Source organism: Neobacillus bataviensis LMG 21833 (assembly GCF_000307875.1).
In the GTDB taxonomy this organism is placed as follows: Bacteria; Bacillota; Bacilli; order Bacillales; family Cytobacillaceae; genus Neobacillus; species Neobacillus bataviensis.
The window spans coordinates 11,915-27,595 of record NZ_AJLS01000115.1 but is presented as its reverse complement, the minus strand read 5'-3'; the positions used below and the strand labels follow the sequence as shown (position 1 = coordinate 27,595).

The 15,681-nt window shown below is 30.4% G+C and carries 13 protein-coding genes; all 13 read left to right on the top strand.

Features of this window, described 5'->3' with window-relative positions; translation table 11 throughout:
• Positions 1-3: 3 nt before the first annotated feature.
• Positions 4-669 (top strand): sugar transferase, encoded by a 666-nt coding sequence (locus tag BABA_RS14855; protein WP_007086025.1) that lies wholly within the window; start codon positions 4-6, stop codon positions 667-669.
• A gap of 64 nt (positions 670-733) precedes the next feature.
• A complete protein-coding gene (locus BABA_RS14850) occupies positions 734-1,861 on the top strand; it encodes a glycosyltransferase family 4 protein (RefSeq protein WP_007086024.1) in 1,128 nt (375 codons plus the stop codon).
• A 99-nt stretch (positions 1,862-1,960) separates the two neighbouring features.
• A complete protein-coding gene (locus BABA_RS14845; RefSeq protein ID WP_007086023.1) occupies positions 1,961-2,755 on the top strand; it encodes a hypothetical protein in 795 nt (264 codons plus the stop codon).
• A complete protein-coding gene (locus BABA_RS14840; protein ID WP_007086022.1) occupies positions 2,752-4,086 on the top strand; it encodes a lipopolysaccharide biosynthesis protein in 1,335 nt (444 codons plus the stop codon). The genes BABA_RS14845 and BABA_RS14840 overlap by 4 nt, the downstream gene beginning before the upstream one ends.
• Positions 4,055-5,536 (top strand): hypothetical protein, encoded by a 1,482-nt coding sequence (locus BABA_RS14835; protein WP_007086021.1) that lies wholly within the window; start codon positions 4,055-4,057, stop codon positions 5,534-5,536. Before BABA_RS14840 ends, BABA_RS14835 begins: the two co-directional genes overlap by 32 nt.
• Positions 5,537-5,554: 18 nt before the next feature.
• Positions 5,555-6,325, top strand: a complete 771-nt coding sequence (locus BABA_RS14830; protein WP_007086020.1) for a glycosyltransferase family 2 protein — start codon at positions 5,555-5,557, stop codon at positions 6,323-6,325.
• A 2-nt stretch (positions 6,326-6,327) separates the two neighbouring features.
• A complete protein-coding gene (locus BABA_RS14825; RefSeq protein ID WP_007086019.1) occupies positions 6,328-7,452 on the top strand; it encodes a glycosyltransferase family 4 protein in 1,125 nt (374 codons plus the stop codon).
• Entirely contained in the window at positions 7,439-8,623 is a 1,185-nt protein-coding gene (locus BABA_RS14820) for an O-antigen polymerase (RefSeq protein ID WP_007086018.1), read from the top strand. Before BABA_RS14825 ends, BABA_RS14820 begins: the two co-directional genes overlap by 14 nt.
• Positions 8,595-9,680: a glycosyltransferase family 4 protein gene (locus BABA_RS14815; protein ID WP_007086017.1), complete on the top strand. Its 1,086-nt coding sequence runs from the start codon at positions 8,595-8,597 to the stop codon at positions 9,678-9,680. Before BABA_RS14820 ends, BABA_RS14815 begins: the two co-directional genes overlap by 29 nt.
• A gap of 39 nt (positions 9,681-9,719) precedes the next feature.
• Positions 9,720-10,907: a glycosyltransferase family 4 protein gene (locus BABA_RS14810; RefSeq protein WP_007086016.1), complete on the top strand. Its 1,188-nt coding sequence runs from the start codon at positions 9,720-9,722 to the stop codon at positions 10,905-10,907.
• Between the two features lie 201 nt (positions 10,908-11,108).
• On the top strand, positions 11,109-12,491 hold the full coding sequence (locus tag BABA_RS14805) for a sugar phosphate nucleotidyltransferase (protein ID WP_007086015.1): 1,383 nt from the start codon (positions 11,109-11,111) through the stop codon (positions 12,489-12,491).
• Between the two features lie 357 nt (positions 12,492-12,848).
• Entirely contained in the window at positions 12,849-14,015 is a 1,167-nt protein-coding gene (locus BABA_RS14800) for a nucleotide sugar dehydrogenase (RefSeq protein WP_007086014.1), read from the top strand.
• 413 nt (positions 14,016-14,428) lie between these two features.
• Positions 14,429-15,526 carry an acyltransferase family protein gene (locus BABA_RS26090; protein ID WP_007086013.1) on the top strand — a complete coding sequence of 366 codons (1,098 nt, stop codon included), beginning with the start codon at positions 14,429-14,431 and terminating at the stop codon, positions 15,524-15,526.
• The last annotated feature ends 155 nt before the right edge of the window (positions 15,527-15,681 follow it).

Below are 15,681 nucleotides of genomic sequence, written 5' to 3'. Positions count from 1 at the left end.
GTTTTGAAAGCTTCAAAGCATAATTTAAACTTTTTTCAAGAATATACGCCGACTTTAACATACTCCCGACAATCTGACAGCTATAAACTCAATCATTATTTATATTTTAAGAGATTTATTGATATTATATTATCCCTTCTAGGACTTATTGTTTCATTACCTGTAATAACCCTTTTTGCTATTTTCATAAGATTAGAATCACCAGGATCATCCTTTTTTCTCCAAGAACGCGTTGGGTTAAATGGGAAATACTTTAAAATAATAAAACTTAGATCAATGGGTATTGATGCTGAGAAGAACGGTGCTCAATGGGCACAAAAACAGGATCCACGGGTGACAAAAATAGGTGCCTTTATTCGAATAACTAGGATTGACGAACTCCCACAGCTATGGAATGTATTAATTGGTGATATGACTTTAATAGGACCACGGCCGGAAAGACCTATTTTTACTGCTCAGTTTAATAAAGAAATACCAAACTTTATTGATCGTTTAAAAGTAAAACCTGGAGTAACTGGTTGGGCACAGGTGAATGGTGGATATGATATCTCGCCTAAAGAAAAATTAGAATTAGACCGCTATTATATAAAAAATGTAAATCTGATCTTAGATTTAAAAATTCTTTTTAAGACTATAAAAGTTTGTTTAACCGGAAACGGCGCTAGATAAGATAGATAAAGCTTTTGGTTAAGAGACCTATTAGTAATTAAATTGATACCAAGGAGACAATAAATTGACGTTAGGAATTGATGCTAGATTAATTAATGGAAATAGAAGAGGAATGGGAAATGTTTTGTACCATACTCTAAAGCATTTTAAAAATTATTATCAAGAAAAGGTTTATTTATTTTTCGATAAAGATGTTGAGAATGAATTGCAGATTGAACTAGAAAAGTTAGGATACGAAATTCTTGTTATTAATAATAAAAATTACATTTTATGGGAACAAATAGTATTGAGATTTAGACTCCCAAAGGATATTAAAAAAGTTTGGTTTCCATTTAATACTGGAACAGTCCTTTTAGGCAAGCAAAAAATTTTAACATTACATGATGTTATGTTTATGAAAAGTAAGGACATCCTCCCGTATTCTAAAAGTATGTATCAATTATTAGGGCGCTTTTACCGGAAACTTATTGCCCCAATTATTGCGAGAGAATCTGAACAAGTAGTTACTATTAGTGGCGCTGCAAAAGAAGATATTATTAGTGAAATACCTAAGTTGGATACTGGTAAAATTCAAGTTGTTTATAATGGTTGTAATAAAAGTATTAACGATCTTCGAATGAATGATTGGAAGATATTTAAAGATAAAAGCGGGGTTGCGGATGAGTTCTTTTTTTGCTTAGGTGCATTAGACCCTCGAAAAAATACTTTGTATACTATTGATGCCTTTTATACATTCACTAAAAAACATTCATTAGATCATTTGCAATTAGTTATAGGTGGAATTAGTAATTGGAAAGAATCAATTTTTTTTAATAGAGTAAAAGAGCTTCAAATAGAAGACCAAGTATTATTTTTAGATTTCCTGCCTCAAGAGTATCTAGATTTGCTTTATTATAATGCGAAATTATTTTTGTTTTTAACCTATTATGAAGGATTTGGATTACCAATTCTTGAGTCAATGGCATTTGGGACTCCTGTTGTTACAACAAACGTAACCTCTATGCCAGAAATTGCCGGTAATGCTGCAGTGAAAACATCGCATGATAATTTAGAGGTTACTGTACAGGATATCGAGGATATTTACTTTAATAAAAAAATATACAATGATTTTGTCGAAAAAGGGAAAGAACGAGTAAAAGCCTTTACTTGGGAAAATACAGCTAAGCAAATGGCAGAGTTAATTATAAAATGAAATTATTCAAATCATTAAATGTCATTATATTAAGTAACACTTTTCAATTGAAATACTTACTTAATAAAGCATGATGATTTGATTGAGGGGTATATGTTTATGCATTGGTTAATAAAAGATAATATAATTAATAAGCTTTTTATTAACGATGAAAATATTATAAATCCATGGGGATTTGAAACTGCTGATTCTTCGGCCTTTTTTTCATTAGAAGAGGGTATTGGATGGAGATATAACATAGTAAAAAGGGAAATTAATTATGATAATAAAAAATTCGCTGCAAATATAGAGAATCAAATGAAAGAGGGCAAGTGGAAACTAAAAATAGATGATAAAATTATGGACAATCATTCTATAGTTAGATTTGTCGAGGCTGAGTGTTTAGAAGATACAATCTTTATGGATTTTGTAATGAGATTTAGGTTTAAAAAGGAATTTATTGATTATGCAATAATAGCGGAGAAAAAAATTAAACACAATAATTCAAACATTTACTATCAATACCCGGTTAACAATGTTTTCCTTAAAGGAAGCAAATTTAATGTTAACGTTGATATATTAGAATCTAAAGTTCCATCAGCAATGAAACCAGTAATGTATGTACGTGATAATAATGGTGAGTGGGTTGTACATGTAAGAATGTTACCTTTAAGAACAGATAAAGAGGTCATTAAGATTTGTACAAAATGGGCAGCAACTAGACCATTACCTCAATTAATCTCAAAGAATCTATTAAAATTTTCTAGACTAAGAAATTTTCTTTGGTATAGAGGAGAATTTTCCCCTATAAATAATAACATTTTATTGAAATTATTTAACCCAAGCGCTTTTCCAATGGTAAAAGTAAAAAAAGGAACAAAGTTAATGTGGAAAGTAAGGGTAGAGATTAAATGAAAAAACAAATTATCTCAAATATTATTCAATCAGTGATTGAAAAGTTCTTAATAATAGGGACGCAATTCTTACTCTCCTTTTTTTTGGTAAGGATGTTGGAACGTGAGGATTATGGGATCATTGGTGTTGTTTCTGGTTACTTCGTATTTGTTAACTTTGTGAATATTTCTTTAGAATCAGTTATGTTAAGGGATCATAAGAAGTATGAAGATAATCCAGAAAAATACTTTATGAATTTTTTCCTATTTAATTTCTGCAAAACTGGATTATTTATAATTATTGCAGCAATACTTTCATTTTATTTAGTGGGTCATTTTAAAGATATTAATTTTCTTTATGCAGTTTTATCAGCTACCTTTATTTTAATAGCAGACTCCATAGTTGCTCCATTAGTTATTTATTCAACATCTAAGTTTAACCAAAAAACGGTTACTAAAATTGCTTCAATTAGATCTATTCTTAATATTATCTTTGTGTTTGGTCTGCTTTTTTCACCCACATTAGCTTATAATGCTCTTAAAGATTTTATTGTAGGCATTGTCTTTATTATTGTATGGTTTCTATATTCTCGTAAGAAACTAAATTATAAACAATTATTAAATCGAAAAAATATTGATTTAAGTTTTATAAAAATTAATCTTTTTAACTATTCTATTTGGACACATCTAAATGGAGTTATAACTAATTTTATTTATAAATCTGATACGTTTTTTCTTTCCTTTTTTGTATCGCTCAAAATTGTAGGTGATTATAATGTCGCCCTTATGAGTGCTAATGTTGCAAATATATTGCCCATGATTTTTGGCTATCAAAATAGCGTAGCGTTATCACATGCAACTGACGACGAACATGCATTTAAAATCTCCAACACTTTTATTAGGTTATCCATATATTTAGGTCTACTTACAATAGGAGGCTTTCTTATCTTTGGACAGTTGTATTTGAAAATAATAACCGGTCAAAGCGATGTAAATACTATTTATTTGTATATGATCTTTATTGTATTAGGCTTGGTAATCGTAAAAACAATTGCATCACCTCTAAATTCATTTATTAATATTAGAGGTTCAGTCATCTCGTTGTTTAAGACTGTTCTAGTACCGACTTTTCTTTCTACGCTTGTAATATATTATTTTACTTCACGTTATTTTGGAGCAATGGGTATATCGATTGGGAATTTAGTGGTTGCTCTTTTATGGTTAATCCTCATGATTAAGGAAGTAAAACGATATAACTATAACTTCAAATCCATCTTTCGTTTTAAAGATGATTTAAACTTGTTAAAGGGGTTTATAAAGAATGGGGCTAGAAAAGGATCTAAGACTTATTAGTGTTAATATAGGCAATTTCATTATGAAATGGTTAAGTGATAAGAGTGGTTTTGAGTGCCGCTCTTTTTATGGAGAGGCATTTTCCTTATCTCTTTTAGAAGGATTAGAAATATTGGACGATGCAACAAGGATGAAACTTGTTAACTCCTACATTAAATTAGACAAAGAAGATTCTCAATTTCATTGGGAATTTAATAATTATGCACTTCTGAATTATTTAAACATGAAAAATGATAAAGAAATTTATGATTTTATTTATCCATTGAAATTTAAGCATACGCCCGTTACAAATTGGACCTTATTAAGAAGTAATGCTCGATTACTAGCGAAACAAGATGAGAATAAGGCAATAAGTGAGGCACTTAGTAAGGTTAATAATTTCCAGTTAGACTCAGGGCTTATTTTAGATCAAAAACAAGATGAATCCTTTCAATATCATTGCTTCTCAATAGCAATGATAGGAGAAATATATGAATTAACAAATAGAGAAGAGTTTTATAAAAGTTTTATCAGTGGCGTTAATTTTATCAGAAATTTTATTTTATCTACTGGTGATACAACTTATATCGGAAGAGGGCAAAAGCAATCCTTTGGGTATGGGGCTTTAATATATATTTTAACCTTAGCATACAAATTTACTGAAGATAACAGTTTATTAAATGATATTAAAAAAGTCAAAAATTTATTAGTAAGACATCAACATACGGATGGGAGCTTTCCCCTTGTATTAAATGGCATAGAGCAACCAATTCCTAAAAAGGTAAATATAGAGGATCCCTCTTACGTAGGATGGTATCCCTATAATAATTATTTTGATTATCTACCTTTTATGGGGTATTTTGTCTTAAAGGCATCGAATGTTCTTCACAGCCTAAACCTAGATAAATCTACACACGATGAAAAAGTGAGTTATTCAGATAAAAATTTTATTGTAGAAAAGAAGAGTAAGTATGAGGCCGTTGTTTCAAAGACGGGTGGGTATTGGACCAATGATATGCCAATTCCATATATTATAAGTGACGGGAAAAGCATTACGCCATGTTACGGTGGAGAGCAATTCCAAAAGAGCCTTTTTTCAGTAAAAGGATTGCCATTACCTTATTGTCATTCTTTAAAAAAATCTATTCGATGGAGAGGGGTAAGTTTTTTAAAGAATGATACTCTAACAATTTTATCGCCACTTGGTATAATGAAGCGAATGTTTATATTTAATGAAAATTCAATTGTGATTAAAACAAAAATATACTCACCCTTTAAATTTATCCATGTTTATCTATTCAAAAAGCAAATTAAACAAATACTCCCAGGAAAACTTACTATTAACAATGTGGAGATTACCTCTAAAAATACTTTAGTGCCGAACAAAATTGAATACTCAACAGATGGGGAATTACAACTTTTTGAGGATATGGGAAAGGAAAGTATTATTCAATTTGATTTTAATAATTAAAGAAATGGTGTAGATGATATGATTAGTATTGTAATACCGACCTATAAAAGGACTGACTATTTGGAGCGCTTGCTGAAGTCAATTAAGGCGCAAACATTCAAGGAGTATGAAATTATTGTAGTTGATGATAATTCTCCAAATAAAGAGGATTATGAAGAAGTGGTTAATAAGTACAGTAAGGAATTTAAAGAATTTACTTTTTTGAGAAACGATACGAATAAAGGTGCTCCATATTCAAGAAATCGAGGAATTAAGAAGGCTAAATACGAGTATATTGCATTGGTAGATGATGATGATGAGTGGTTACCTGAAAAATTAAAAAAGCAAATTGAGATTTTCAATAACAGTGATGAAAATTTAGGAATAGTATATACATGGACGGATGCCATAGATGAAAAAGGTGATATAGTTCATCAATACAGAGCTGAAATAGAAGGAACTCCTAAAAAGGAAATTCTAAAGGGGTGTTTCTTACCATCGCCTTCAGTTATGGTAAGAAAGACACATATTCAAAGAGTAGGATTATTTGATGAAGGATTACCAAGCTGCCAAGACTGGGATATGTGGACAAGAATGATCCTAAATAACTCCGAATGTAAGGTAGTAAAAAGTGTAGTAACGTTATATCACAAACATAATAATGGATCAATAGGACTATCAGCAAAAGCATATCAAGGGTTTTTATTGTATTTTAGAAAGCATTTTCTTTCGGCACTGAAAGTAAATCCAGTTATTTCAGCGTATTATATTTATCAATATTTTAAAATGAGGTCAAAGCGGGAGGTTTAAGATTGAAAAAGATTGCGGTTTTAACCAACATTATTCCTCCGTATCGGCTTCCATTATTTAATGGAGTGGGGGAAAAGGTAAAACTAGATATATTAATATGTACAAAAAATGAAAAAAATAGATCATGGGATATCCCTAGAACCTCCAATTTTAAGGTTAAAAAATTATTTGGAATTAGCGTGACGCTAAAGAATAATTTAAATGATTATCGCTTTATTTATTTAAAGTTTAGTATTCTTTTTTATCTATTATTTAAAAGGCCAGACCAATTAATTATTGGAGATGCTTCCTTCACCTCTTATTTTGCGGCACTTTGCTGTAAAATATTAGGGGTTAAATATATATGGTGGAATGAAACGTTGCCATTTACTCCAATAAATAAGGGGAAAGTAGATAAGTTGCGGAAGTTTTCAATTAAAAATGCTAACCATCATTTTGTATCTGGTACCTTAGCAAAAGAATTTATTTTAAATTATGGAGTTTCGAAAAATAATATTACTGTTATTCCAGATGCGGTAGATAATGAAATGTATTTTAATTTTTCTCAAAAATTCCAACCATACAAAGAGGAAATCAAGGACAGTATGGGCATTCTAAAGGACGATTTTGTTCTAATTTATGTGGGACAATTTATCGATAGGAAAAATATTAATTTAATGCTAGAAGCATACAAGGAGTTATACTCTCATGATAAAACTATTAAATTCATAATGGTTGGAGGGGGGGAATTAACAAGTAATATATTTTCCTTTAAAGAGAAATACAATTTAGATGGGCTCATCATCAAAGATTTTATGCCAAGTGAGGAATTAGCAAGGTTATATGTAGTTTCTGACTTGCTACTACTGGTGAGTGAAAGTGAGCCATGGGGAATGGTAGTTAACGAAGCAATGTGCTTTGGGATACCAGTCCTGCTTTCTCGTTATGTTGGCGCTGGTGCTGATTTAGTAAATAAAAATACTGGCGAAATCTTGTATGATATAAACAAAGAAGTATTAAGTAAAACCATACTTGATATGAAAAAAAGGACTTTTAACGAGAAAATAATTCTTGATAAAGTGTATAAGTGGAATAATAAACATGCAATAAGGAGCTTTTTGCAGGAGTTACAATATGGGCATAATTAGTGTAGTAGGAGCTATTACTGTCTTCATTATGTTGGTTCTAGTTGTTATTAAAGTTCAATTCTATAAAACACCTATATTTCTAATAATAATTATTAGTTTTTTAATATTATATTTACCACCAACACTAAAGTATAAAGAACTTTATATATCATGGAAATATCTATTAAATTTTTATTGGATGTTCTTCTCCGCGCTTTTATTTATCGTCATAGGATTTTCTTATAAGGGTAAAAAAGCAAGCACAATAATAAATAGTAATATTAAAAAGGAGTTAAAAAGGACAAAAAAATATTTAATATCAGCAATAATATTAAAACTCCTTTGTACTTTATTATCTAATTTTAATGGTAATAACATCATAAAGGCATTAATATTCATTTTCGATGATATTGCTACGATTTTCTTCTTCGGTTATCTTTGGGTTTTAATTGCTAGTAAAAGAAGCTTTTTACTAAAGGTCATAAATATAATCTTTTTAGTGATAATTTTTTATCTCGAGAATTTTATAAATCTATTTCAAGGAGAAGAATACAGTAGATATGTTTTAATACTACCCTTTCTCTTGTTATTAATTTATTTTTACGAGAAAGTTAAAGAGAAAGCCTTTTTGTCAATAACTTTTATTGCTGTATTATTAATACTAATCACAACATTCCCTTTTTTAAATAAAGGTGATCTATTAATATTTAGTAATGCAACTCAAGTCTTAGAAGGTTTAAAAAATAATATTACATCATTTAAGCCATTTCTTATTATTTATAGCTTTGGATTTTTTATGATACCAGATCCATTCGGAATTAAACCAACATTTTATACTGCTAATGGACAATTCATGTTGGATATACTCCATTTTTCTCAAAGAGAAGTGGAAATTTACCCCTTTGGTGTTGGAATAACTGGTGTCGCAGACGCATATTGGAACTTAGGCTATATTGGGATAATTATATTTTTTCTTTCGGCTGGGGTATTTCTGAGGCTTTTAAGAAATAATGCTCTTAAGACTCAGTCCATATTTTTATATGGAATATATATCCTTTATGTTGCTAAATTATTTTTACTTTTTAGGATGGATTTTAGCTTTTTCTTTGGGAGATTAATAATAGTCATTCCTTTAATTTACTTTATTACAAGGAGTTTAAATAGTGAAAATAAATTTCGTGAACCTCAGTAATGTTTTAGGAGGGCAGGAATTATATTTATATAATATTGTTCTGAAATTACAATCAATATATGATATTCGTCTCTTTATTAAAAATTCTATTTTTAGCGAAGAACAAATAAATTCTTTGGAAAAGATAGAGATTGTTTATGTTTCTAGTATAGATTACAGGGAATTTAAAAAAATTAAAAATGAAATATTAAATAGAACATTAAAAGATGATGTCTTTATATTTAACGGAAATAGAGCTATTTATTTAGGGGCTTTATTTCCCATGTCTTATAAAAAGATTGCTATCCAACACTCTTCAATTATTGACCAGCAAGATGGAGTTATAAAAAAGATCTTTAGAAAAAGCCTTTATAAAGTTTTGCTCAATAATTATGTACGTCTTATCGGAGTCTCTTACAATACAATAAGCCCAATAGCTAGTAAGTCTAAGGTGTCGGTGATTCATAATGGTATTGACACAGCTAAATTTTATCCAATTAATGAAGTAGATAAGATGAAATTACGGAGTAGATTAAGATTTGAAAAAGATAAAAAAATATTAGTTATGGTAGGGGTATTTACGGATAATAAAGGTCAGCTAGAAGCGCTAAAAATAATTGAAAATCTAAGTGATGATTTTCTATTAATTTTAGTAGGCGATGGGCCAGATTTAGAAATGGCTAAAGCATATGTACAAGAAAAGCAGCTACTTGAAAAGGTCACTTTTACTGGAAAAACTTCAAATGTAATTGATTATTATGGAATATCAGATGCGTTATTGTTCCTGTCGAAAAATGAAGGGTTACCATTAACAATATTAGAAGCAATGGCTTCAGGTCTTCCAATTTTTACGACTAATGTTGGGGGAATTAAAGAGGTTGTCAAAAATAATGAAAATGGATTTTTTTTGGATAGAAATAATATTCCTGAAAATGTTACTTTAATTAAAAATTTATTTGAGAAAACTAGTTTACTTCAAAAGATTAGCAGAAACAACGTAATTAAAATACAGGAGAATTTTACATTAAATAAAAATATTGAATTATTAATGCAAGAATTACTTTTCCATAAAAAATGACAGTAATGGAGACATCTACTGTTTATATAGGAGTTTAAAATGAAAGCTATTTATTTTACTACAAGGCCTCCATATCCGCCTCACAAAGGGGATCAACTTATCGCTTATGAGCAAATTAAACAGTTAAAAGATAATAATGTAAAGGTATATTTAATCAGTTTTGTTAATAGTGATAGGGAAAGTGATGAAGTAAACAATGTGTTGGGTCAATATTGTGAGAAAATTTACTTTTTAAAGATGAAAAAAATAACGATGGCTAAAAATTTATTGAAAACAGCAATTAATTTTAGACCATTACAGGTAAACCTTTATACTAATAATTCTCTATTAAAAAAGGTAAAAGAAATTTCAAAAGAAATTAATCCCGATATTATACATGTTCAAACAGTTAGATTAGGAGAATATTTTATAGATTCAAATAAGCCAAAGGTTTTAGATATGATTGACGCCTTATCTCTAAATATGGCTAGAAGGGCAAATAAGGAAACTCCATTATTAAAAAAAATACTTCAAATTGAAAGCAAATTGTTACAAAAATACGAAAAGAAGGTTTTGGAGTCTTATCAAAAGTGTATGCTTGTTTCTGAAAATGATAAAAATCATATGGGATATGAAAATATTGTTATAAATCCTAATGGCACATTTATAACAAAAACTTATTTACAGAATTACAAGGAATTTGATAGGGAAAATACTATCGTTTTTCACGGTAACATGAATTACTTTCCAAATATTGAAGCTACTATGAACTTCACAAAAAATATTTGGCCAAAAATTCATTTGAAATATCCGAACTATAAATTATATATTGTTGGCAAAGACCCTTCACCAAAAATTCAAAATTTAGATGGATCTAATAATATTGTAGTGACAGGTTTTGTTGAGGATATTTGCCAGTATTTATGTAAAGCAAAGATTGGGGTTTACCCGATGTATTCGGGAACCGGAATGCAAAATAAGATTCTTGAAGCACTAGCTTGCGGTTTACCAATCGTTGCAACCCCATTGGCGTTGCAAGGTGTTGAAGGTGTTAGTGAAAATGAGGTAGTTCAGAAAATGACAGATGAGGAACTTTTTTCGGGATTAGATAGTTTAATTTGTGATGATAATTTGAGGACCTCATTATCTAAAAAGGGACAGCATTTTGTTTTTACTAACTATTCATGGAGCAAAAATACTGATAACTTAATAAGGGTATGGAAAAGCGCAATTGAATCGAAAAAATAGCGCTTTTTTATTTCCTACAATAAAAGTAAATTAATGGTTAGTTAATTAATAGGCGGGCTTATAGTAAAAAATGATTTGAAGAAGCCAATTTGAAGAATTACTGTCCGAAGATAGCCTACTAGAAATATTGAATTAATAATATATGTAGGAATGAAAAGAATAAAGGTTTAATTTGATGCTATTTTTGGGGGAGGACTTTAAATGAAGTTAGTATTACTATCCGGTGGATCAGGAAAGCGTCTTTGGCCTTTATCTAACGATTCACGCTCAAAGCAGTTTTTGAAGGTCCTAGAAAATGAAAATGCCAATCTTGAATCAATGGTTCAACGTGTTTGGGGGCAGCTGGTTAAAACGGGATTAGAAAATTCCTCTGTTGTATCAACAAGTAAATCACAAGTAGATATGATTCTAAGCCAGCTAAATGGTGAAGCTGGCTTAATTGTTGAGCCAAGTCGGCGAGATACTTTTCCTGCAATTGCTTTAGCTGCAAGTTATTTGTACAGTGTAAAGTCTGTAAGTTTAGAGGAAACAATTGCTGTATTGCCTGTTGATCCATACGTGGAAGATAAATTTTTTAAACGAGTACAAGATTTAGAATGTGTTATCCAACAAAGTGGAGCTGACCTTGCATTAATTGGAGTAAATCCAACTTACCCATCTTCAAAGTATGGTTACATTGTTCCCGAAGAAGAAAAAGTAAAAAGCTCCGATTATAGTAAAGTTAAGTTGTTTATTGAAAAGCCAGGAGTGGAGAAGGCAAAGGAGTTAATTTCTCAAGGATCCTTATGGAATTGTGGAGTATTTGCTTTCAAATTAGACTATTTAATAAATATTTTAGAAGCAAAGGGATTACCTATTTATTATGAAGAATTGCTAAAACAGTATGATAAACTTCCCAAAATAAGTTTTGATTATGAAGTAGTAGAAAAAACAAAAAATATAGTGGTCATTCCTTATAATGGTTACTGGAAGGACTTGGGTACTTGGAATACACTTACAGACGAGATGGGCATTAACCAGATTGGTAAAGGTGTAATCAGTGCGGATTCAACCAATACCCATTTAATTAATGAATTGGATATTCCAGTTACTGTTTTAGGCATGTCCAATGTAATCGTAGCTGCAAGTCCGGATGGTATTTTAGTAGCTGATAAAGAGGCAAGTCCACGTATTAAAGAGTTAGTGGGGGAATTTGACAACAGGCCGATGTATGAGGAGCGCAGATGGGGGTGGTATCGGATACTTGACCAATCTAAATTTGAGCAAGGGAACGAAGTTTTAACTAAAAGAATTTGCATTAATGCGGGGAAAAATTTAAGCTATCAATTTCATAATAAACGAAGTGAAACATGGACTTTTATAAAAGGGGAAGGGCTTGTTGCATTAAATGGAAAATTGCGAGTTGTTCGTCCAGGAGATGTTCTTCAAATAAATTCAGGTGATCATCATGCTTTAAAGGCCATAACTGAATTAGAACTTATTGAAGTACAAAGTGGTCAGGAATTAATTGAAGAAGATATTGTCCGTGTTATAAAGGATTGGAATGAAGTAGAGGAACTGTGTTATCAATTGAATATGAATTGATTTAAACGCAAGTGTCTCGCTAGCTTTTTTTAGTTTAGATATATGTTTTGGCTTATAGATTAGGAGATTACACTTTTATGGCCGTTTTAAATTAAGGAGAAGCTGTTTACATCGATAGCTCCCCATTTGATAGACCGAATTATCCCAAAAAAATCAACCACCAAAAGAACTTGGTTCTATTTTTTCTTTTTAATTGAATAAACCTTTTTGTAAATCTGTAAGAACTGGTATTTACCTTTTTTGATTATTCATGGTGCATGTCGTCACCTAATTTTTGCCTAATTTAGAAAACTTTACGATAATTATTTTCAATCTAAATCATCGTAAAAATTACAGAACAGTGGAGATGTAGTGAACGTGAAAATTACAATAGCAGGAACAGGCTATGTAGGATTATCGAATGCGATTCTTTTAGCTCAACATAATGAGGTAATAGCTCTTGATATTATTCAAGAAAAAGTTGATATGATTAATAATAGAAGATCTCCTATTATAGATAATGAGATTGAAGAATATTTAGCAACAAAAGAACTTAATTTAATTGCAACAACGGATAATTATAAAGCATTCATAGATGCAGAGTATGTCATTATTTCAACACCAACAAACTATGATCCGGAAAAGAACTATTTTAACACAAGAACTGTTGAAGCTGTTATTGCCAATGTATTATCTATTAACCCGGATGCTATAATGGTAATCAAGTCTACAGTTCCAGTAGGCTATACAGAGAAAGTAAGGGAGAAGTTTGAAACTGATAATATTATTTTCTCACCGGAGTTCTTAAGAGAAGGAAAAGCACTTTTGGATAACTTATGCCCTTCAAGAATTGTGGTGGGAGAACAATCAGAAAGAGCTAAAGTTTTCGCTGATTTACTAGTTGAAGGTGCCTTAAAAGAAAATATCGATATTTTGTTTACGAATTCCACTGAAGCGGAGGCCATTAAACTATTTGCAAATACCTACTTAGCGATGAGAGTCGCTTTTTTCAATGAACTAGATTCATACGCTGAAGTAAGAGGATTAGATACTAAACAAATCATTGATGGAGTTGGGCTTGATCCACGAATAGGGAATCATTATAATAATCCTTCCTTTGGTTATGGTGGATACTGCCTGCCAAAAGATACAAAGCAGCTATTAGCCAATTATTCGAATGTTCCTAATAATATAATGACAGCAATCGTTGATGCAAATAGGACTAGAAAAGATCACGTTGCGGAAATGATTATAAAAAGGAAACCTAAGATAGTGGGTATCTATAGACTCACTATGAAAATGGATTCAGATAACTTTAGACAATCCGCCATTCAAGGTGTAATGAAGCGTATTAAAGCTAAAGGTATTGAAGTGGTTGTATACGAACCGGCTCTCGATGAGGAAAAATTCTTTAATTCTAGAGTAATTAATGACTTAGAGGAATTTAAGAGGGTATCTGATGTGATTGTGGCGAATCGATTGTCTGATGACCTACGTGAGGTTGAGGATAAGGTTTATACCCGAGATTTGTTCAGTAGGGATTAGTTCAGACTTTTGTAAAAATCCCTTATCAAAAATATGGATAAGGGGTTTTTTGTTCAAGTCATTAGTCAAATCTCTAATCCAACGATTATCGAATACAGTGAAATTCAACTGCAAAGTATCTAAATTCCAACCGGTTGCTTAAAACAATCATTAAATGGTTACAGTAATTTGGGTCATGCAAAAGGTACGCCATCTAATTAATTGGCTCCATTATATTATAATATTTATCACTTTTTGATAGACTTTGTACTACTAAATCAATTTCGCATTCAATAATTACACCAAAAAAATTAGCTACACTTACAAATAACACTTTTCCCTTTTGAACTAGAAATGGTACCTATTAACATTAGTGAAAGGAACATCTCCGTGCCTTCTTCTCTAAGAATTAAATACATTTGAAGGAGATTAATATGAAATCTACACTTTACTCATTGCAATATATTAGAGGGATAGCTGCAACATTTGTTCTTCTTTTACATGCAACTAGTCTTTTTAAAGTCTACCACCATTATAGCTATTTAAATAATTTTTTTAGAGCCGGATATATGGGTGTAGATATATTTTTTGTATTAAGTGGGTTTATTATTTATTTTGTTCATCGGCCTGATATTGGTAACAAAGAGAAACTTAAACCTTTTTTACTAAAGAGATTTATTAGGGTTTATCCAGTATATTGGGTAGTACTTCTAGTAGTAACGCCTTTATACTTTTTAATTCCATCTTTTGGTGAAGGCTTTGAAACAAATCCTATGTTTATAATTAAGTCCTGGCTTCTTATACCCGATATTCATTTTCCAATATTAAATGTTGCTTGGTCATTGAGGCATGAGGTTTTGTTTTACATTATTTTTGGCTTAATTTTAATTTTTAATAAGAACAGGAAAGTTTCGTATTCTGTTATAGCTTTATGGCTTACTACTACTTGTTTATTATTCATTTTTATGCCTAGGGATATTTGGGAAGGACAAAATATTTGGATTAAATTTCTTTTTAACCCGTATAATATAGACTTTGCCTTAGGTAGTTTAGCAGCGCATTTATTTGTATCTAAAGAAAATAAACTCAAGAACTTTGGTAAACTATCTTTATTTTTCGGTTTAATTTGGTTTGCTTTTTCTTGGTATAACCAATTTTCTAAAATAATTGAAGTACACAGAATCATCGCTTGGGGGATTCCTGCATTTTTCATCATTTTTGGTTTAGTATCATTAGAATCTAAGGGAAAATTGCGACATATAAATATTTTGTTCATATTAGGAAATGCTTCTTACTCAATATATTTAATTAATTACATTTCTGTTTCTTTTCTAAATAAAATTTTTAACTATTTAAACTTATATGACATCTTTGGTTACTTTATCAGTATCACTTTATGTGTAATTATTACTTTAATTGCTGGTTGTATTCTACATTATGTTATTGAAATGCCACTAATTAAATTTATAAAAGGCCTAATTTTAGAAAGGAAATCCAAGGGTAAAAATAATAAAAAAGAAGCTGTTGCTTAATCTGTTGTAATTGCGCATTTAGGAGGTTGGATCCCCACTCAGTTAAAGTTTAATGCGGTGAAGCACGATGGTTAAACGGAGAGGGTGCCTCTCTGTTTTTTTGGCCTTGAATTTGTAATAATTTGTTATTAATTGATTTGGGAAAATGGAGGTAA

Coding starts and splice junctions, on each gene's coding strand:
- BABA_RS14845 (WP_007086023.1), top strand. CDS start 1,961: ATGCATTGGTTAATAAAAGATAATATAATTAATAAGCTTTTTATTAAC.
- BABA_RS14840 (WP_007086022.1), top strand. CDS start 2,752: ATGAAAAAACAAATTATCTCAAATATTATTCAATCAGTGATTGAAAAG.
- BABA_RS14835 (WP_007086021.1), top strand. CDS start 4,055: ATGGGGCTAGAAAAGGATCTAAGACTTATTAGTGTTAATATAGGCAAT.
- BABA_RS14830 (WP_007086020.1), top strand. CDS start 5,555: ATGATTAGTATTGTAATACCGACCTATAAAAGGACTGACTATTTGGAG.
- BABA_RS14820 (WP_007086018.1), top strand. CDS start 7,439: ATGGGCATAATTAGTGTAGTAGGAGCTATTACTGTCTTCATTATGTTG.
- BABA_RS14810 (WP_007086016.1), top strand. CDS start 9,720: ATGAAAGCTATTTATTTTACTACAAGGCCTCCATATCCGCCTCACAAA.
- BABA_RS14805 (WP_007086015.1), top strand. CDS start 11,109: ATGAAGTTAGTATTACTATCCGGTGGATCAGGAAAGCGTCTTTGGCCT.
- BABA_RS26090 (WP_007086013.1), top strand. CDS start 14,429: ATGAAATCTACACTTTACTCATTGCAATATATTAGAGGGATAGCTGCA.